An 18655-nucleotide genomic window follows, 5' to 3' on the forward strand; every position below is an offset into this window, starting at 1 on the left:
ACGTGCTCGGACGACGTGCTCGGACGACGTGCTCATCGGGAGGTCGGTCAGGGGCGGGTGGTCGCCTCCTGAAGGGCCCGCCGGCACAGTGCGTCCGCTCTCCGGGTCGTTTCCGGGAGGCGGAACCGCGGGGTGAGGGCGAGGGTGTGGGCGCAGGCGTCGTCCAGGGTGACGCGGTGGCCGACGGACACGAAGACCGGCTTCACGCCCGCCCGGGTGCGCAGCGCTCGCCCGACCTCGTCGTCGCCCGCCAGCAGCGGGGACGTCGATCCGCGCGGGGCGTCGGGGTCGTCGTACGTGAAGGTGAACGGGTTCTTGGCGACGCCGATCGTGGGCAGGCCGGTGAGGACGCCCAGGTGGCTGGCGAGGCCGAAGCGGCGCGGGTGGGCCAGGCCGTAGCCGTCGCAGACGACCAGGCCGGGCGGCCGGGGCAGGGCGTCCAGGGCGGCGAGCACGGTGGGGATCTCGCGGAAGGCCAGCAGCCCGGGCACGTACGGGAAGGAGATCCGCCCGACGGCGGTGGCCTCGGCGACGACTTCCAGGCTCGCCGCGTCCAGCACGACGGCCGCCGCCGCGACGACGTCCCGCTCGTCGTCGTAGGCGACGTCGACGCCCGTCACGTACCCCGTCCCGGGCGGCGGCCCGGATGCGTCGAGCACCACCCGGGCCCGCAGCTCGTCCTGGACGGCGTGGGCCGCTTCCTCGGTCGCGGGCCAGCCCGCCGGAATGTCTACGGTCGTCATCGTGGGGACGAGCGTACGGCTCCCGGGCGCGGGCCCGCGATCGTGTTTCCGGCGCGGACGCGTCAGCCCTCGTCGCCGAGCGCGCGTCGCAGCTGGCTCTTGTTCATGTCCGAACGGCCCTTGACGCCCCGCTGCTTGGCCTCCGCGTAGAGCTGGTCGTAGGTGGGTCCCTGGGAGCCCTGGCCGGACCCCCGGCCGCCCCGCTCGCCGGACGACATGTCCTGGGTGGAGGTGCGGCTCGCCGTCTTGGACTCGCCGGACCGGGCGCGTTCCTTGTTGACCGTCCGGGCGGCGATCTCCTTCGCGCGTCCGGCGCTCTCGCCCCGGTCCTGCGCGCTCTCCTTGATGTGCTCGTACTGGCGCTCCCGCTTGGGGCTGGAACCGCGTGGCATGGGCGCTCACTCCTTTCGCGTTCGCGCCCACCGGGTACCCCGAAAGCGGCTCAGCTCTCCAGGCGTGCCACGCGCCCCTGTTCGCCGGCCGCCCAGCAGCCGAGGTCGGGGGTGCAGTCCACGGTGTCGTACGAGCCCGTGTCGAGGGTGCGCCAGGTGCGGCCGGCGTCGGTGGTCAGGTCGGTGCCGGTGGGCCCGACGGCGAGGGCGGCGGAGCGGCTGTGCGGGAGCCAGGCGACGCCGGAGCGGTAGGCGGGCGGCGGCGTGGCGGCCGGCCGCCAGGTGCGGCCGGCGTCGCCGGTCGTGGCCGCCGCCCGCGGGGAGGGCTGGTCGGCGCGGTAGTCGCCGCCGACGGCGAGGCCGTGGGTGCGGTCCCGGAAGGCGACGGCGAAGACCCCGCGCGCGGGGTCACCGGCGGGGATCGGGGTGTCGGCGGCCGTCCACGTCAGTCCGCGGTCGGACGAGTGCAGCACCCGCGCGCGTGCGGCGCCGCCGGTGGCCAGCCAGACGTCCTTCGCCCCGGAGGCGACCAGGCACTGGCCGCTGGCCGCGAAGCCCGCCTCGCCGTCCAGGGCGGCCGGCATGCCGTCGTTCGGCAGCACCTTCCAGGAGCGGCCGCCGTCGCCGGTCGACAGGATGCGGAACTTCCCGTCCACCGGGTCGCTCACGGCGAGGCCGTGCCGGCGGTCGAAGAAGGTCAGGCAGTCGTAGAAGGCGTGGGGGTCGGTGTTGCGGAAGGACTCCGTCCAGGTCGTCCCGCCGTCCTCGGTGCGGTACACGCGCGACGCCTCGCCCTCGCCGATCGCGAGCACCACGGCGCGCCGCGCGTCGAACGCCTCGACGTCCCGGAACTGGAGGTCGGCGGCGCCGGGCGGCGAGACGTCTCGCCAGCTCTCGCCGCCGTCGGTGGTGCGCAGGACCGTGCCCTGGGTGCCGGACACCCAGGCGGTGTGCCGGTCGACCGCCGCGAGGCCCCGGAACCGTACGGCGGTCGTGCCGGTGTCCTTGAGGTCCCAGTGCGGCGTCGCGGGCTCCGGCGAATGCGTCTGGGCGGGTGGCGTGTGCGCCTGGGCGGGCAGCGCGGTCAGGACGGCGAGCGCCGCCCCGCAGGCCGCCGCCGCCACCCGGCCGGCCCCGCGTGCTGTCCGAAACGTGCGTCGCATCTTCCCCAAGGGCCTCATGGCGGGCGAAGCTAGCCCACGGCCTTCGGGACGTCCAGATGCCCTCGACCGCCTCAACCGCCCTAGGAGACACGGGAGGAGAGGTGAGTCACTCGCGTGCATGAAAGACGGTGACCGAGGTCACTAGGAAGAGGTGTGCACGGATCGGCAGGTTCCAGCGTCTCTTCCACTGTCCGGACGCACCGCCCGGAAGATCGTCCCGCCGTCACGAGGGAGCAAGGCGTTGTCCACCGTCATCGAGCAGTCCGTAGAGGCACGTCTGGTCGCCGCCGCGCCTCGGATGCAGAACATCCCCGCCACCCTGTCCTACGACCGGCAGGACCCCTTCGCCGTCCGCATGACGTTCCCGGCTCCGGCCACCCTGGAGGGCGTCGAGGTCTGCTGGACCTTCGCCCGTGACCTGCTCGCCGCGGGCCTGCACGACGCCGAGGGCCACGGCGACGTCCGGGTGCGGCCCTACGGGTACGGCCGCACCGTGCTGGAGTTCCACGCACCCGAGGGCACCGCCGTCGTGCACGTCCACACGGAGGAGATCCGCGGCTTCCTGCGGGCCACGAGCGAGCTGGTGCCCGCCGGCACGGAGTACCGGCAGCTCGACCTCGACCACGACCTCGCGGAGCTGATCCGGGACGCCTGTTAATCCGTTGACAGCCCTTGCGGGCTTTCCTACGGTGTAGAACGGTTCTGTTGCCGCCGATAGGAGAAGGACGTTGCTCGTCTGAGGTCTTGAGACACCGCGCCACACCTCTGGAGTGTGTGCGCCGCGTGCGACCTCGGCCTTCGAGCCGTCCTTGCGGAGCAGGACTTCTCTCATGTCTCCGCGCTCCCCCGCTGCCGCGGTGGTCGCCGCTTTCCGGTGTCTCGACACGTGTCGCCCCTGACCGCACACGCCACCACGAGGCCCGCTTTGACTCACTCCATCAGCTGTACCTCCCTCGCCTTCTCCTGGCCGGACGGCACCCCCGTCTTCGACGGGCTCGACGTCGCCTTCGGCCCCGGCCGGACCGGACTCGTCGGCGCCAACGGCTCCGGCAAGTCGACCCTGCTGAAGCTGATCGCCGGGGAACTCTCCCCCGCCGACGGCACGGTGCGCCTCGCCGGCGAGGTCGGACACCTCCCGCAGAACGTCACCCTCGACACCGCGCTGAAGGTCGACGCGGCGCTCGGCATCGCCGCACAGCGGGCCGCGCTGCACGCCATCGAGGCCGGTGACGCCTCCGAGCGGCACTTCGAGACCGTCGGCGACGACTGGGACGTCGAGGAGCGCGCGCTGGCCACCCTCGGCGAGCTCGGGCTCGGCCACATCTCCCTCGACCGCACCATCGGCGAGGTGTCGGGCGGCGAGTCGGTCCTCCTGCGGCTGGCCGCGCTGCTGCTGCGCCGGCCGGACGTCCTGCTGCTGGACGAGCCGACCAACAACCTCGACCTGTACGCCCGGCGGCGGCTGTACGCGGCCGTCACGTCCTGGCCGGGCGTCCTGGTCGTGGTCAGCCACGACCGGGAGCTGCTCGACCTCGTCGACCAGATCGCCGATCTGCGCTCCGGGGAGGTCACCTGGTACGGCGGCAACTTCTCCGCGTACGAGGAGGCCCTGGCCACCGAGCAGGAGGCCGCCGGGCGCATGGTGCGCGCCGCGGAGGCCGACCTGAAGAAACAGAAGCGCGAACTGGTCGACGCCCAGGTCACGCTGGCCCGCCGCAGGCGGTACGGGCAGAAGATGTCCGACCAGAAGCGCGAACCGAAGATCGTCATGGGGGCGCGCAAGCGCGCGGCGCAGGAGTCGGCGGGCAAGTACCGGATCATGCACGAGGAGAAGCTCGCCAAGGCCAGGGACCGGCTCGACGAGGCGGTGGAGGCCGTACGCGACGACGACGAGATCCGCGTCGACCTGCCGTACACGGCCGTGCCGCCGGGGCGGGAGGTCCTGCTGCTCCAGGACCTCAGGCTCGCGTACGGCGCGCGCGTGGACGGCGGTTTCGACCTGCGCGGTCCCGAGCGGGTCGCGCTGGTCGGGCGCAACGGCGCGGGCAAGACGACGCTGCTGCGCACCATCGCCGGGGAGCTGGCGCCGGAGGCGGGCGAGGCGCACGCGTACGTGCCGCTGCGTTTCCTGCCCCAGCGCCTCGACCTCCTCGACGGCGGGCTCACGGTCGCCGAGAACGTGGCCCGGTACGCGCCCGGCGCCACCAACAACCGGATCCGGGCCCGGCTGGCCCGCTTCCTGTTCCGGGGCGCCCGCGCCGACCAGCAGGCGGCGACGCTGTCCGGCGGGGAGCGCTTCCGGGCGAGTCTGGCGGCGCTGATGCTGGCCGAGCCGGCGCCCCAGCTGCTCATGCTGGACGAGCCGACCAACAACCTCGACATGGCGAGCGTGCGCCAGCTCATCACCGCCCTGGAGTCCTACGAGGGCGCGCTGATCGTGGCCAGCCACGACCTGCCGTTCCTGGAGTCCATCGGCATCACCCGGTGGCTGCTGCTGGACGGGGAGCTGCGGGAGACGACGGCGGCGGAGGTGGCGGATCCGGACTAGCTCCGCCGGCCGTCGCATGGTCTCAGGAGGGGCACATTGTTACTGCGGGGTTTTGTCCTGGTGGCCCCGCCCTGCATGATGGCTGACCGGCGCCGCGTCCGAGGCGCCGGTTGTGCCACCCGATTCGGAGACCTGGACGTGCCCAGCAAGAAGGCCCTCATCCGCCGCCCCAGCCCGCGCCTCGCCGAAGGCCTGGTGACGCACGTCGAGCGGGAGAAGGTCGACGTGGAGCTCGCCCTGGAGCAGTGGGAGGCGTACGCCGAGGCCCTGCGGACGCACGGCTGGGAGACCGTCGAGGTCGACCCGGCCGACGACTGCCCGGACTCCGTGTTCGTCGAGGACACGGTGGTGATGTACAAGAACGTCGCCCTGATCGCGCGCTCCGGCGCCGAGTCCCGGCGCGACGAGACCCTCGGCGTCGAGGAGGCCGTGGCCCGTCTGGGCTGCTCGGTGAACTGGATCTGGGAGCCGGGCACGCTGGACGGCGGTGACGTGCTCAAGGTCGGCGACACGATCTACGTCGGCCGGGGCGGCCGCACCAACGCGGCCGGCGTCCAGCAGGTGCGCGCCGCCTTCGAACCGCTGGGCGCGCGGGTCGTAGCCGTACCGGTGAGCAAGGTGCTGCACCTGAAGTCGGCGGTCACGGCGCTGCCCGACGGCACGGTGATCGGCCACATCCCCAAGGTGGACCGGCCGTCGCTGTTCCCGTGCTTCCTGTCGGTGCCCGAGGAGGCCGGCTCGCACGTGGTGCTGCTCGGCGGTCCGCAGGTACTCATCTCGGCCGCCGCGCCGAAGACGGCGGACCTGCTCGCCGATCTCGGTCACGAGCCCGTCGTCGTCGACATCGGCGAGTTCGAGAAACTCGAGGGATGTGTGACATGCCTCTCGGTGCGTTTGCGTGATCTGTACGCCTGACCGGGTGATCGGATCACCTCTTCGGCCCTGGGACCTGCGGTTCCCGGGGCTGCTCGACATGCCCCGAATCACCTGGCGTAACCCGGCTGATCAGCGATCTTTACGTCGTTCTTAACCTACGGTTTCGTAACCTACGGATACGTAGCCTACGATTCCGTAAGTTCCGGCCTCGCTCGCCGGAGTGTTCCGCTCCGCTTAACGTCCCCCTGGAGTTCTCGTGACGATCACCTCCCCTCACCTCGGTAGCCCCGCCGTCTGGACCGACGCCAAGCTGCTGCACGCGCTGGAGGAAGTGGTCGAGACGGAACTCAACCGGCACCTGAAGGTCACCAAGGACTGGATGCCCCACGAGTACGTGCCGTGGAGCGACGGCCGCAACTTCCCCGGCCTCTTCGAGGACGGCGAGGCCTGGGAGAAGGGGCAGTCCAAGGTCACCGAGATCGGCCGGATCGCGCTCGTCGTGAACCTGCTCACCGAGGACAACCTGCCCAGCTACCACCACGAGATCGCCTCGCTCTTCGGCCGCGACGGCGCCTGGGGCACCTGGGTGCACCGCTGGACGGCCGAGGAGGGTCGCCACGGCATCGTGATGCGGGACTACCTGCTCGCCTCGCGCGCGGTGGACCCGGACAAGCTGGAGCAGTTCCGCATGTCCCACATGAGCGAGGGCTTCGAGTCCGACAACCGGCACTCGATGCTCCACTCGGTCGCCTACGTCGCCTTCCAGGAGCTGGCCACCCGCGTCTCGCACCGCAACACCGGCCACCAGTCCGGGGACCCGGTCTGCGACCGCATGCTGGCGCGCATCGCGACCGACGAGAACCTGCACATGGTCTTCTACCGCAACCTGCTGAAGGCCGCCTTCGAGCTCGCCCCCGACCTCACCATGCAGGCCGTGCGCGACGTCCTCGTCAACTTCCGCATGCCTGGTCACGGCATGCCCGGCTTCGAGCGGCTCGCCGCGCAGATGGCGATCGGCGAGGTCTACAACCTGCGCATCCACCACGACGACGTCATCCAGCCCGTGCTGCGCTTCCTGAAGGTCATGGAGATCGACGGCCTCGGCCCCGAGGGGCAGAAGGCGCAGGAGGAGATCGGCCTGTACATGGGCGGCCTGGACAGCGAGGCGTCCAAGTTCGACGAGAAGCTGGCGGCGCGCAAGGCCCGGATGGCGGCGCGGGCGGCCGGCTGACCCGCCCCACCGATCGCTTCGACGGCTCGCACAGGGAACCGCGTTCCCGGTGCGGGCCGTTCGCGATCCGCGGCATCATGCCGCCACGGGTGACAGAGACAGGTGCCGGAGCTCGTCGTGACGGCGGGCGCCAGCGCCCGAGGACCGGGCGCCGAGGGGGCGGGGCGGCTGGATTCGAACCAGCGTGATCCAGTTTTGGAGACCGGTGCGACTGCCTCTGCGCTACGACCCCGCCCTTGCCCCAGAGCGTAATGCCTAGGCCCGATGTCAGTGGGGCCTGCTACCAATGAGGCACGGGGAGAAGCGCGCCAAGAAGGGCCCGGGGGGCTCGACATGGCGTACGGGAGCGCGGGCGGGGCGGGCGCGGACGGGCGTCAGTCCCCCGCAACGGGCTCCGCGGGTGCCGCCGCGGGTTGCTCCGGCGCCGCCGTGCGGTGCACGCTGCGTACGGCCGCCACGTCGGGCGGGACGGCCGGGGCCGGGACATCGGCGCTGAGGGCCGCCAGGCGGCGTTTGACGGAGGTGGCGACGCCCTGGCCCAGGACGAAGCGGGTGGCGGTGGCCGCGCGGGGCGCGTGGTCGAGGATGCGGTGGGCCTCGCGGCTGCGCAGGCCCGTGTGGCGCAGGACGAGGTGGGCGAGGCGGTGCTCGCCGGCCGCCAGCGTCCGCCCGACGCTCTCGGCGGCCGTCAAATCCAGCCGGTTGTCCGCCGCGCCGAGCACGGCCGCCGCCCGAACCCGGCCGAGGTCCAGCAGGGTGACACCGGCGACGGTGGCCGCGCCGACCAGCCGGGCGGCGGCGACGGGCCCGATGCCGTTGCTGGCCACCGACAGCCGGGTGAGCCGTCCGTACGGCGCCCGCTCCAGGGCGTCGGCGAGGCGGAGCGCGCCCGCGTCGCCCAACCGGGCGGCGGACACGTACAGTTCGTCGATCGCGCCGGCGGCGACCACCGCCGCGAGCGCCTCCGCGCCCTCCTCCCCCAGCACGTTGCCGCCGACGAACAGCCGCTCGACGCGCCGTCCGTTGCCCGCGGCGGCCAGCAGCGCGTCGGCGAGCACGGTGACGCCCGCCGCGTCGAGTCCGGTCTGCACGAGGTCGAGTGTGCGCAACGTCCGTGCGGACTCGACGAGTTCGGCCGCCGCTCGGCCGCCGCCACGGCCCAGCGGGTTGCGCTTGAGCCACACCCCCGTGACCACCTGGGGCGAGGCGCGCAACTGGTCGGCGATACGACAGGCGCCGCCCGCGGTGATGCCGTTGCACCCGAGGTAGAGCGTCTCGACCGGCGCGTCCGTACCGGCCACCGTGGCGGCGCCGTCGTCCCCGAGGGCGTCGGTGCCGAGGAGCAGATGCCGTACGGGCGACGGCCCGTCGGCCAGCGCCTCGGCGACCAGGGCCGCGCCCTCGGCCCCCAGGCCCTGCTTGCACAGGTCGAGCCGCCCGTCGGGCAGCGCGGTGCCCGCCGCGAAGTCCAACCGCTCGCCCGCCGGACGCCCGGCCCGCAGCCAGTCGAGCAGCGGGGCGAGTTCGACGAGGGGGCGGGGCACCACGTGGGGCACTCCGGCGAAGCCGGCCGGCCCCGGGCCCGCCGTGTCCTGCTCGCTCACCACTGCGCCTCCCGGTAGTCCTTCAGGAACACTCCCGACACCGGGTGTCCGGCCTCGCCACGCACGATCGGGTCGTACACGCGGGCCGCGCCGTCCACGATGTCCAACGGGGTGCGGAAACCGGCGCCCGCCATCCGGGCCTTCTTCGGCGCCGGGTTCTCGTCGGTGATCCAGCCGGTGTCGACGGCGCACATGTGCACACCCTGCTCGGCGAGCGCGGCCGCGCTGGTGCGGGTGAGCATGTTGAGCGCGGCCTTGGCCATGTTGGTGTGCGGATGCCCGGGCATCTTGTTGCGGACCGCGAACCGGCCTTCGACGGCCGTCACGTTGACCACGTACCGGCGCGGATGCGGGGAGGCGAGCAGCAGCGGCAGCAGCCGGTCGCACAGCAGCGCGGGCGCGAGGGCGTTGACGAGCTGGGTCTCCAGCACCTCGGCCGGGTCGAGCGCGCCCAGCCGGGCCGACCAGGAGTTCTCCGGGGAGGGGTCGGGCAGCAGTCCGGCCTCGTCGGCCTCCCGCAGGGCGGCGGGCAGCGCGGAGACCGAGCCGCCGAGGCCCTCCAGCATCCGCATCGGCGTGAACCCGGGCGCCCGGCGCGTCCCCTCGGGCAGCGCGTCGTGCTCTCCGGCGGCCAGCAGGGCGTAGGACTCCGGCGGGCGACGCACGGTCTGCGCCGCGTTGTTGACGAGGATGTCCAGCGGTTCGCCCTCCCGGTGCAGTTCCTCGCACAGGCCCAGCACCTGGCGCGGGTCGCGCAGATCGACGGCGACGACGGTGAGCCGGTCCAGCCACCGCTCGCTGCCGGGCTCGGCACGGAAGCGGCGAACCGTGTCGTGCGGAAAACGCGAGGTGACGACGGTCTGCGCGCCGTCCCGCAGCATCATCAGCGCCAGCTGGAAGCCGATCTTCACCCGGCCGCCGGTGAGCAGGACCCGGCGCCCGCTCAGGTCGGTGCTCAGCGAACGGCGGGCCGCGTTGTCGGCGGCGCAAGCCGGGCAGAGCCGGTGGTAAAAGGTGTCGACCTCTCGATAGGCCGACTTGCAGACGTAGCAGGTGCGCGGCCGGTGGAAACGTCCTCCGTGTCCGGCGGCCGGTAGGGGCGCGTCCTCACGCCGGTCCAGGGCGCCGGTCGCGGTCGCCGCCATCGTCGCCGCGTCGGCGGCCGCCACCTCGGCGCCCCGCTCCTTGCGCCGCCGCAGCCGTCCGTCACGCGCGAAGGACGCGGCTACCTGCTCGGCCCGCAGCCGTACGGGATCGTCGACGGGCAGCGCGCGCAGCCTGCCCACGACGTCGTGGAAGGCGGCCAGCTCCGCTTCGGTGACCGACGGGCCGAACACCGACCCTCCGCTGTCCTCGCCCACCGTCGCCGCCCCGCCCCGTCCCCGCCCCGTGTTCGTCGTACCGTGGTCCCGACCGGATTCGAACCGGCGTATCCACCCTGAGAAGGTGGCGAGTCTGCCTCTGCTCTACGGGACCGCGCACGCGTCCGGACGACCGGATTCGAACCGGCGTGATTGGCCTGGGCAAGGCGGTGCGCCTGCCTCTGCGCCACGTTCGGACACCCCCCCCCGGATCCTAACCGCACCCCCGCGACGCGGTCATTCGAATTCGGGGTCGCCGTCACCGCGCGGTTCAGCGTGCCGTGCGCCGGAGGTTGAGGCGCTCCTTCTCGGACATGCCGCCCCAGACGCCGAAGCGCTCGTCGTTGGCCAGGGCGTACTCGAGGCAGGCGGAACGCATCTCGCACATGCCGCAGATGCGCTTCGCCTCCCGCACCGAGCTGCCGGGCTCGGGGAAGAAGAACTCCGCCCCGGTCTGTGCGCACAGCGCCTCGCGCTGCCAGCCGAGGTCGGGTGTCGGAATCGTGTCGGTATACATGGCCAGGATCGTGCCCGGCGGCGAAAAACGTTCGATCAACGCCGGATATACGCGGCGCCCGGAGGCCCCCGGCCGCCCGATGATGCTCCTGCCGCCCACCCGTGCGCACGGCGGCGCGCGGCGCGTCCGGCACGTTCTCGGAACGCCGGGCGAGCGCGGGGCGACTCCCCGTGACCGCCCATGGCCGTCGGTGATCTCTCGTGGCCTGACCGTGGCCTTCCGTGGCCGGGCGGCGGGGGGGCACGCCGGTGGTCGCGTTCCGGCAGCGATTGTCAGTGGGCGGTGCGAGACTCGGCAGTGCAGAGGACGGGACCCCTTCGAGGAGGGCAACGATGCTCACCACCCGTTTCGTCAACGGCGCTCCGAACTGGATCGATGTCGGCACGTCCGACATCGACGGCGCCACCTCCTTCTACGGCGCTCTCTTCGACTGGCGGTTCCGGTCGGCGGGGCCCGACGCCGGCGGCTACGGCTTCTTCCAGCTGGACGGGAAGACCGTCGCGGGCGGCATGCAGACCGCGCCCGGGCAGGGCCCGCCGTCGTGGACGGTCTACTTCCGCACGGGGGACGCGCAGGCCACGGCGCAGGCCGCCGAGCGGAAGCACGGCAGGGTCCTCCTCGCGCCGATGGACGTGATGGGCCAGGGCACGATGGCCGTCCTCGCCGACCAGGCGGGCGTGTCGTTCGGCCTCTGGCAGCCGGGACAGACCGTGGGCGTGGACGTGGCGAACGAACCCGGCGCGCTGTGCTGGGTCGAGCTGTACACGCCGGACGTCGCCGCGGCGGCCGCCTTCTACAACGCGACGCTCGGCCTGGAGACCTCGGCCGCCCCCTTCCCCGGCGGCACGTACACCTGCGTCAATCCGGCCGACGCCGGGGAGGAGGCGATGTTCGGCGGGATCGTGCCGCTGGCCGACGACCCCACGGAGGCCGGGAGCGGCGCGTACTGGCTGCCGTACTTCGAGGTCGGCGACGCGGACACCGTCGTCGCCAAGGCGCGGGAGCTGGGCGGCAGGGTGCGGATGCCCGCCACGGACGTCGAGGGCGTCGGCCGCATCGCCAAGCTCGCCGACCCCTACGGGGCACGCTTCGCCGTGATCAAGAGCGTGCCCCAGGAGATGTGAGGCGGTACGGGGGAGCACGGGACGGACGGGGCGGGGCCCGGGGGCGAACGGGGCGGCGGCCCCGGTCAGGCGGAAGCGCGGCGCACCAGGGTGGTGGGCAGGACCACTCCGCCCGGCGCCTCGTCGGCGACGCGCCGGTCGAGGCGGCGCAGCAGGAGACGGGCCATGATCCGGCCCATCTCCTCGATGTCCTGACGGACCGTCGTCAGCGGCGGGTCGCTCTGTTCGGCGACCGGCAGCATGTCGTCGAAGCCGACCACGGCGACGTCCTCGGGCACCCGCCGCCCGCGCTCGCGCAGGACGCGCAGGGCGCCCGAGGCGGCGAGGTCGTTGGCGGCGAACACGGCGTCCAGGTCGGGGCAGCGGTCGAGGAGTTCCCGCATGGCCCGCTCGGCGCCGCCGGGGGTGAAGTCGCTCTCGACGACGAGCCGCGGGTCGTTCTCACCCATGACCTCCCGGTATCCGTCGAGCCGGTCCGCCGCGGAGGTCTGGTCGAGGGGGCCGGTGATGTGCGCGATGCGGGTGCGGCCGAGCGCGGCCAGCAGGCGTACGGCCTCGCGGGCGCCGCCGCGGTTGTCGCTGTCGACGTAGACCACGTCCCGGGTGCCGTCGCTCCAGCCGGGACGGCCGCCGAACACGGTCGGGACGCCGGCGCCCTGGATCAGACCGGGGAGCGGGTCGTCGAGGTGCAACGAGAAGACCAGGGCCCCGTCGACATGGCCGCCGGCGAGGTAGCGGGCGACGCGGGCGTGGTCGTCGCGGCCCTCGGTGAGCAGTAGCACCAACTGGTTGTCGTGGGCCGTCAGTTCCTTGCTGATGCCGCGGAGCTGGAGTGCGAAGAAGGGGTCGGCGAAGACCCGGGTCTCCGGTTCGGCGATGACCACGGCGATCGCGTCGTGCCGCTTCGTCACCAGGCTGCGCGCCGCCTGGTTGGGGACGTAACCGAGCTCCTCCACGGCCCGCCGGACCCGCTCGACGAGCGGCTCGCGGACGCCGTCCCCGCCGTTGACGACGCGCGACACGGTCGCCCGGGAGACCCCGGCCCGCGCGGCCACGGCCTCCAGCGTGGGGCGCGACGCTGTCTCGGTCACTTCGGGGCTCCTCCTGGCCGGCTGCGGCTCAGGATAGCTCCGGGGGCACGGCCGGGGTGAGAGCGCTCTCCGGCCTCTGTCCCTCAGTGCTCGTGCGCGGCGCCGGTCTCGTCCGGCTCCCGGGACTGCTGCGACTGCTGCGGCTCGTGCGACTCCTGCGGCTCGTGCGGCTCGTATCCCGGGATCGTGCCGTCGGGCTTCTTCACCAGGAACAGTCCGACCATCCCCATGTCGGAGTGGCTCTGCACATGGCAGTGGTACATCCACGCGCCGGCGCCCACCCCCTCCCCCGCGACCACCTGGAAGCCGAAGGAGTCGGCCGGGCCCACGATCTTGTTGTCGACGACCTGGCTCGGGTCGTCGGGGCCGGTGAGCAGGCCGGTGCGGTTGTCGGCCCAGCGATGACCGTGCAGATGGAAGGTGTGGTAGTACTCGCCGTGCGTGATCATCACGAACTCGACCCGGTCACCCACCGTCGCCTCGACGTCGGGGCCCTGGTGACCCGCGTGGGCGGGCCTGTTGTTGATGGTCATGTCGTTGAAGACGATCGTGTGGGTGACGTCGGGCAGGATGTCGCCCTTGCGCCGGACGATCACCGGTCCGTACAGGCCTTTGCGGATGCCACCGGTGCCGTGTTCCGTTCCGACCACGTGGTCGTGGTAGTGCCAGTAGCCCGCGCTGCCGGCACGCCAGGTGCCGTCGGCGCGACGACCGGGGGCGTGGGTGCGCCAGGTGTAGGTGCGCGTGCCGCCCGGCTCGATGTCGCTCCTGTTCAACTTCGTTCCGTCGCTGGACACTTCGTAGTCCAGGCCGTGGACGTGCAGACTCGCGGCCACGTCCAGGGTGTTCTCCACCTCGATGTGGAGGGTGTCGCCCTCGTTGAGTTCGATCAGCGGCCCGGGGATGGTCGCCTTCCCCTTCTCGAAGCCGTAGCCGAGTTGTCCGTCGGCGAGCTTCTCCGCGTAGAGCTTGAGGTGCCTGACCGCTCCCCCGGCCGGCGCGGTCTTCGCCGGTCCGTCGGCGCTCACCGCCCTCGGGCCGATGGACAACGATGTCGCGGCGGCGGCGCCGCCCAGCAGCACCCGGCGGTTGAACCCGCGTCTGTCCATGCCGAACTCCCCACCCTGGTACGAATTTGCGACGATGAAGAAGACGATCCTGTGATGAACCTGTGCGACGGTACCGGTCGTTCCGCCGTTTCTCCACACCGAGGACAAAGTTCGTGCCGTTGCGGTCATAGCTATTGGCGAGTCATGCACATGGGGTCTAGCTTCCTTGGCGCTGTCGCTGTGACCGAGGAGGTGCCCATGCACTTACGAGGGTTGAGTACGAGAAGACGAATCCGGGTGACCGCTGTGGCGTGCGCAACGCTCGTCGCCGGCCTGCTGTCCGCGCCGGCCGCGGACGCGCGCCCGGCCCCGGAACCACCCCTGACAACGATGTCCATCAAGTCGCCGCCGGGCGGCGCGAACGTACGGGTGCTGATCTTCCACGGGTCGGCCGCGGCCGGGGACGAGTCACCGGTCGTCAACGCCGGAATCGAGGCCATCGAGCGGATCGGCCTGTCCGGGCCGGCGGACCAGCGCTTCGAGGTCGAGGCCACGGCCGACGCCTCGGTCTTCACCAGCCAGACACGGCTGGGTGGTTACAACACGGTCGTGTTCCTGACCGGGGGCGGTGACGTCCTCGACCCGGAGCAGGAAGCGGGCCTGGAGGCCTATATGGAGGCCGGCGGCGGATTCGTCGGCGTCCATGACGCGGCCCGTGCGGAGCCGTACTCGGACTGGTTCACCGGCCTGATCGGCGCCCGTCCCGCCGCGTCGAGCCCGACGGCCGTACAGCGGGCCACCGTCGAGGTCGGCGACCGGCGGCATCCGGCCACCGGGGCGCTGCCGCTGGAGTGGAAGCGCCCCGACCTGTGGCCGAACTGGGTGAAGAACCCGTCCGGCGACGTGCACACCGTCGCCCGGGTGCGCGAGTCGACCTACCAGCCGGGCACGAGCGCCAACGGCGCTGACCATCCAATGAGTTGGTGCCGCGACTACGACGGCGGCCGTTCCTTCTACACCGGCATGGGCGGCACGGTCTCCTCGTACGACGAGACCGACTTCCGTACGCATCTGCGCGGCGCCCTGCTCTGGACGTCCCGGCTGGTGCGGGCCGACTGCAAGGCGACCATCACCGGGAACTACAAGGCCGAGCGGCTGACACCGGCCAACCAGCCGGGCCAGAACGACCAGATCGGTGAGCCGCACGGCCTGGTCACCGCGCCCGACGGGCGGGTTCTCTACATCGGGCGGGGCGGCGCCGACTCCTCCCGGCCGGTGATCACCGACTGGAACAACCCGGACGTGGGCAAGGGCAAGGGCCAGATCCACGTCTACGACCCGGCTACCAAGAAGGTCACTCTGGCCGGGGAGCTGACGGTCTTCGGCAACAAGGGCGGCGGCGACGAGCTCGTCAAGGTCGAGGAAGGTCTCCTCGGCATCGAACTCGACCCGCGCTTCGAGCAGAACGGCTGGGTGTACCTGCACTACACGCCCCACTCGGGCGTCAACCGGGACACCCGGATTGCCGAGCGGCGCGTCTCGCGCTTCACGCTCGACCTCGCCACGAACCGGCTCGACCTCGGCAGCGAGAAGGTGCTGCTCAAGTGGCCGGTGCAGGTGCACAGTTGCTGTCACGCCGGGGGCGGGCTGGCCTGGGACTCCAAGGACAACCTGTACATCGCCACCGGCGACAACAACTCCAGCGGTTTCAGCGGCGGTTACTCCGGCAACAACCCGCAGCCGAACTTCAAGGGCGTCTCCTTCGCCGACGCGCGCCGCACGGCCGGAAACACCCACAACCTCAACGGCAAGATCCTGCGCATCCATCCGGAGCCGGACGGAACGTACACGCTCCCGGCGGGCAACCTGTTCACGGGACGGGAGACCGACGAGGGCGGCGGCAAGACCCGCGGCGAGATCTATGTGATGGGCGTCCGCAACCCCGCGCGCATCTCCGTCGACCGGAGCACCGACATCCTGTACGCGGGCTGGGTCGGCCCGGACGCGGGCGAGCCGTCGCCCATCTGGGGTCCGGCGAAGTACGACACGTTCGCCGTCATCACCCAGGCGGGCAACCGGGGTTGGCCGTACTGCATGGGCAACAAGCAGCCCTACCGGGACCGCAACCTGCCGGATCCCTCGCAGCCGCTCGGCTGGTACGACTGCGACCACCCGAAGAACGAGTCGCCGAACAACGACGGCCTGGTCAACCTGCCGCCGGTCACCGGCAACAACATCTGGTACTCGCCCCAGGGCGGCGCACCGGACTACCCGCGCGATGCCAACGGCGTCCCCTCCTACCAGAAGGACCAGGCGACGTACCGGCTGCCATGGCTCAAGGGCGGCGGCCAGGCGGCGATGAACGGGCCGGTCTACCGATACGACGCCGCCGGCTCGAACGCGGTCAGGTGGCCCGCGTACTGGGACGGCAAGTGGTTCGTCGGCGACTTCTATGACGCCGATCAGCCGCGCAACGCGGTGGTCATGGACCCGAGGACGCAGGGGTCGGGCGGTCTGCCGGTGCACTCGGAGTCGCTGAAGAAGATCGTGCCCGTCGGCAACGACGGCATCAAGAACCTCATGGACTGGAAGTTCGGCCCGGACGGCGCCCTGTACGTCCTCGACTACGGCCGCGGTTTCTTCACCTCGGACGCCAAGTCGGCGCTGTGGAAGGTCACTTACCAGGGCGGCGGTCCGACACCGGCCGCCGACCGGCTGGCGAGGGGGGCTCAGTGACACGGCGAACACGGCAACGAAGAATCTGGACGGCCCTGTTGGCCGCCGTGCTGATGCTGCTCGGGCTTCAGGCGGCGCCCACCGCGGCGCAGTCCGCACCGGCGGCCGCCGCCCAGGTGCTCACCTGGACCGCAGGCGACGACATCACCGCGTACGGTTCGGCGCCGACGACGGCGGTGGCGGGTCAGGCGACGATCGTCTTCGAGAACAGTGTGGCGACCGGCAACACCATGGGCATGCCGCACACGTTGACGTTCGCCACCAGCGACCCCGAGTTCAACGACGACGTCACACTGAACATCCTGGCCAACCCGAACGACGACATGGGCGGTCGGCACACCGCCGAGGTCACCCTGACCCCGGGCCGCTACTTCTACCACTGCACGATCCCCGGCCACGGCCAGATGCAGGGCATCCTCGTGGTGACCGAGGGCAGCGGCGAGGACACGACACCGCCCGAGACCACGGCTCAGGTCACCGGCACGCGGAACGCTCAGGGTGAGTACGTCGGCTCGGCGAGTGTCGCGATCGGGGCGAACGACGACGGCGGGTCGGGGGTCGACGGTATCCAGTATGCGGTCGGCACCACGGGTGACTGGATCCCGTACACCGCACCGATCGTCGTCGACCAGGTCGGCAGCCACCAGATCCGCTACCGGGCGTTCGACAAGGCCGGCAACGTCTCCGCGGAGAAGACCACCGCGTTCACGGTCGTCGCCCCGCCCTCCGACGACGCGACACCCCCGGACACCTCCGGGACGGTGAGCGGCGAGCGGAATCCCGACGGCACGTACGTCGACATGGCGACCGTCACCGTGTCGGCCTCCGACACCGGATCCGGGGTCAACACCGTCGAGTACGCCGTCGGCTCCGGGGCCTGGCAGCCGTACACCGCGCCCGTGATGGTGCACCAGGTCGGCACACACACCGTGCGGTACCGGGCCACCGACAAGGCGGGCAACGTGTCCCCCGAGAAGAGCGTCCGGTTCACCGTGGTCGCGGCGACCCCGCAGGACACCACACCGCCGGTGACCGGCGTGACCGTCGAGGGCACGAAGAACTCCGGCGGGGCCTATGTCGGCAACGCCAGGGTGACCGTGAGCGCGACGGACGAGCACGGGTCGGGTGTCGACCGGATCGAGTATTCACTCGACGGTGGACCGTACATCGCATACACCATCCCGGTGGTCGTCGACCGGGCGGGCCCGCACACCCTCGCCTACCGTGCCACCGACAAGGCGGGCAACACCTCCACCGCGCGCACCGTGACCTTCACCGTGGTGTCCAGCCAGGTTCCGGCCCCCAACTGCCCCGAGTACGACGAGCGGTTGACGGTGATCATCGGCACGGTCGACTCCGGGGTGCCGAACCGGCTGACCGACAAACGGTGCCGGATCAACGAGTTGATCGAGGACGAGCGGGAGTGGACGTCCCACGCGCTGTTCCTCAAGCACGTCACGACGGTCCTCGACGAGTTGTTCGGCGCGGGGGTCGTGGACCAGCGCGAGTACGACGCCGTCCAGGAGGCCGCCCGCCGCTCCGGGATCGGCAAGCCCGGCCAGACCGAGGGCTACCGTACGATCCTCGACGGCAGCGCGGACTCGTTCACCAAGTGGCAGCAGGTGGGCGGCGGTTCGTTCGCCCAGAACCCCGACGGGTCCATCACCAGCGGGACCACCCGACAGGGCCTGGGCATGCTGTGGTTCCCCGAGCGCAAGTACGGCGACTTCTCGCTGAAGCTCCAGTGGCGTGACGACGCGCCGGGCACGGGCAACGCCAACTCCGGTGTGTTCGTGCGCTTCCCGTGGGTCCATGACCATGCCGAGGAGCCACGACCGGAGTGGGTCGCCATCAAGTACGGGCACGAGGTGCAGGTACTGGACCGGCCGGACGGCGACATGTACAAGACCGGGTCGGTGTACGGCTTCGACCGCGTGGGACTCGCCGGCGCCGGCGTCACCCAGAAGGGGACCTGGAACGACTACGAGATCAGGGTGGTCGACCAGCACTACTCGATCTACCGCAACGGAGCGCTGATCAACGAGTTCGACAACACCGGCGGCCAGGAGTTCTCCCCGCCGCGCGCGGACGACCCGGGCACGGACGGACGGCGTTTCGCATCCGGTTACCTCGGGCTCCAGGTGCACAGCACGACGGACGTCGTCTCGTACCGGGACATCCGCATCAAGGAGTTGTGACCAGGGAACGCGGCACGGTCGC

General features: G+C 71.7%; 15 protein-coding genes and 3 tRNA genes. 7 read left to right on the forward strand and 11 right to left on the reverse strand.

Annotated elements, in window-relative coordinates:
• Positions 1 to 47: 47 nt before the first annotated feature.
• From ACIRPU_RS30400 to ACIRPU_RS30410, 3 genes are all read right to left on the reverse strand, one after another.
• Positions 48 to 743 carry an endonuclease V gene (locus ACIRPU_RS30400; RefSeq protein WP_403872848.1) on the reverse strand — a complete coding sequence of 232 codons (696 nt, stop codon included), beginning with the start codon at positions 741 to 743 and terminating at the stop codon, positions 48 to 50.
• 62 nt (positions 744 to 805) lie between these two features.
• Positions 806 to 1135 carry a plasmid stabilization protein gene (locus tag ACIRPU_RS30405; protein WP_403872850.1) on the reverse strand — a complete coding sequence of 110 codons (330 nt, stop codon included), beginning with the start codon at positions 1133 to 1135 and terminating at the stop codon, positions 806 to 808.
• 50 nt (positions 1136 to 1185) lie between these two features.
• Positions 1186 to 2298: a WD40/YVTN/BNR-like repeat-containing protein gene (locus tag ACIRPU_RS30410; RefSeq protein ID WP_403872852.1), complete on the reverse strand. Its 1113-nt coding sequence runs from the start codon at positions 2296 to 2298 to the stop codon at positions 1186 to 1188.
• Positions 2299 to 2539: 241 nt separating this feature from the next.
• Here ACIRPU_RS30410 and ACIRPU_RS30415 point away from each other — a divergent pair, with 241 nt between their 5' ends.
• The 4 genes from ACIRPU_RS30415 (at position 2540) to ACIRPU_RS30430 (ending at position 6953) form a co-directional block, all read left to right on the forward strand.
• A complete protein-coding gene (locus ACIRPU_RS30415) occupies positions 2540 to 2956 on the forward strand; it encodes an SsgA family sporulation/cell division regulator (protein ID WP_403872854.1) in 417 nt (138 codons plus the stop codon).
• Positions 2957 to 3223: 267 nt separating this feature from the next.
• Positions 3224 to 4846, forward strand: coding sequence for an ABC-F family ATP-binding cassette domain-containing protein (locus ACIRPU_RS30420; RefSeq protein WP_403872856.1), 1623 nt, complete (start codon positions 3224 to 3226; stop codon positions 4844 to 4846).
• A gap of 138 nt (positions 4847 to 4984) precedes the next feature.
• Positions 4985 to 5761 carry a dimethylargininase gene (ddaH, locus tag ACIRPU_RS30425; protein WP_403872858.1) on the forward strand — a complete coding sequence of 259 codons (777 nt, stop codon included), beginning with the start codon at positions 4985 to 4987 and terminating at the stop codon, positions 5759 to 5761.
• Between the two features lie 217 nt (positions 5762 to 5978).
• Positions 5979 to 6953, forward strand: coding sequence for an acyl-ACP desaturase (locus ACIRPU_RS30430; RefSeq protein ID WP_403872860.1), 975 nt, complete (start codon positions 5979 to 5981; stop codon positions 6951 to 6953).
• A gap of 158 nt (positions 6954 to 7111) precedes the next feature.
• Here the strand turns inward: ACIRPU_RS30430 and ACIRPU_RS30435 are convergent.
• From ACIRPU_RS30435 to ACIRPU_RS30460, 6 genes are all read right to left on the reverse strand, one after another.
• Positions 7112 to 7187, reverse strand: a tRNA-Trp gene (locus tag ACIRPU_RS30435).
• A gap of 140 nt (positions 7188 to 7327) precedes the next feature.
• Positions 7328 to 8557 (reverse strand): ribonuclease inhibitor, encoded by a 1230-nt coding sequence (locus tag ACIRPU_RS30440; RefSeq protein ID WP_403872862.1) that lies wholly within the window; start codon positions 8555 to 8557, stop codon positions 7328 to 7330.
• The gene (locus ACIRPU_RS30445; protein ID WP_403872864.1) at positions 8554 to 9918 is read right to left on the reverse strand and encodes an SDR family NAD(P)-dependent oxidoreductase; all 1365 of its coding nucleotides are present in this window, start codon (positions 9916 to 9918) and stop codon (positions 8554 to 8556) included. The genes ACIRPU_RS30440 and ACIRPU_RS30445 overlap by 4 nt, the downstream gene beginning before the upstream one ends.
• A gap of 43 nt (positions 9919 to 9961) precedes the next feature.
• Positions 9962 to 10033, reverse strand: a tRNA-Glu gene (locus ACIRPU_RS30450).
• A gap of 9 nt (positions 10034 to 10042) precedes the next feature.
• A tRNA-Gly gene (locus ACIRPU_RS30455) sits at positions 10043 to 10115 on the reverse strand.
• 74 nt (positions 10116 to 10189) lie between these two features.
• The gene (locus ACIRPU_RS30460; protein ID WP_355706195.1) at positions 10190 to 10435 is read right to left on the reverse strand and encodes a WhiB family transcriptional regulator; all 246 of its coding nucleotides are present in this window, start codon (positions 10433 to 10435) and stop codon (positions 10190 to 10192) included.
• Positions 10436 to 10767: 332 nt separating this feature from the next.
• Between ACIRPU_RS30460 and ACIRPU_RS30465 the strand changes: the two genes are divergently transcribed.
• Complete coding sequence (locus tag ACIRPU_RS30465) at positions 10768 to 11559, forward strand: VOC family protein (protein WP_403872867.1); 792 nt, start codon at positions 10768 to 10770, stop codon at positions 11557 to 11559.
• A gap of 65 nt (positions 11560 to 11624) precedes the next feature.
• On the opposite strand, the gene ACIRPU_RS30470 is transcribed toward ACIRPU_RS30465, so the two are convergent.
• Together ACIRPU_RS30470 and ACIRPU_RS30475 are read right to left on the reverse strand one after the other, a co-directional pair.
• Positions 11625 to 12650 (reverse strand): LacI family DNA-binding transcriptional regulator, encoded by a 1026-nt coding sequence (locus ACIRPU_RS30470; RefSeq protein WP_384120993.1) that lies wholly within the window; start codon positions 12648 to 12650, stop codon positions 11625 to 11627.
• A gap of 83 nt (positions 12651 to 12733) precedes the next feature.
• A complete protein-coding gene (locus ACIRPU_RS30475; RefSeq protein WP_403872869.1) occupies positions 12734 to 13759 on the reverse strand; it encodes a multicopper oxidase domain-containing protein in 1026 nt (341 codons plus the stop codon).
• A 198-nt stretch (positions 13760 to 13957) separates the two neighbouring features.
• Here ACIRPU_RS30475 and ACIRPU_RS30480 point away from each other — a divergent pair, with 198 nt between their 5' ends.
• Positions 13958 to 16435, forward strand: a complete 2478-nt coding sequence (locus tag ACIRPU_RS30480; RefSeq protein ID WP_403872872.1) for a ThuA domain-containing protein — start codon at positions 13958 to 13960, stop codon at positions 16433 to 16435.
• A gap of 53 nt (positions 16436 to 16488) precedes the next feature.
• Positions 16489 to 18633, forward strand: a complete 2145-nt coding sequence (locus ACIRPU_RS30485; RefSeq protein WP_403873098.1) for an OmpL47-type beta-barrel domain-containing protein — start codon at positions 16489 to 16491, stop codon at positions 18631 to 18633.
• Positions 18634 to 18655 lie beyond the last annotated feature (22 nt).

This window comes from Streptomyces sp. NPDC102259 (assembly GCF_044766465.1).
Taxonomy (GTDB): Bacteria; Actinomycetota; Actinomycetes; order Streptomycetales; family Streptomycetaceae; genus Streptomyces.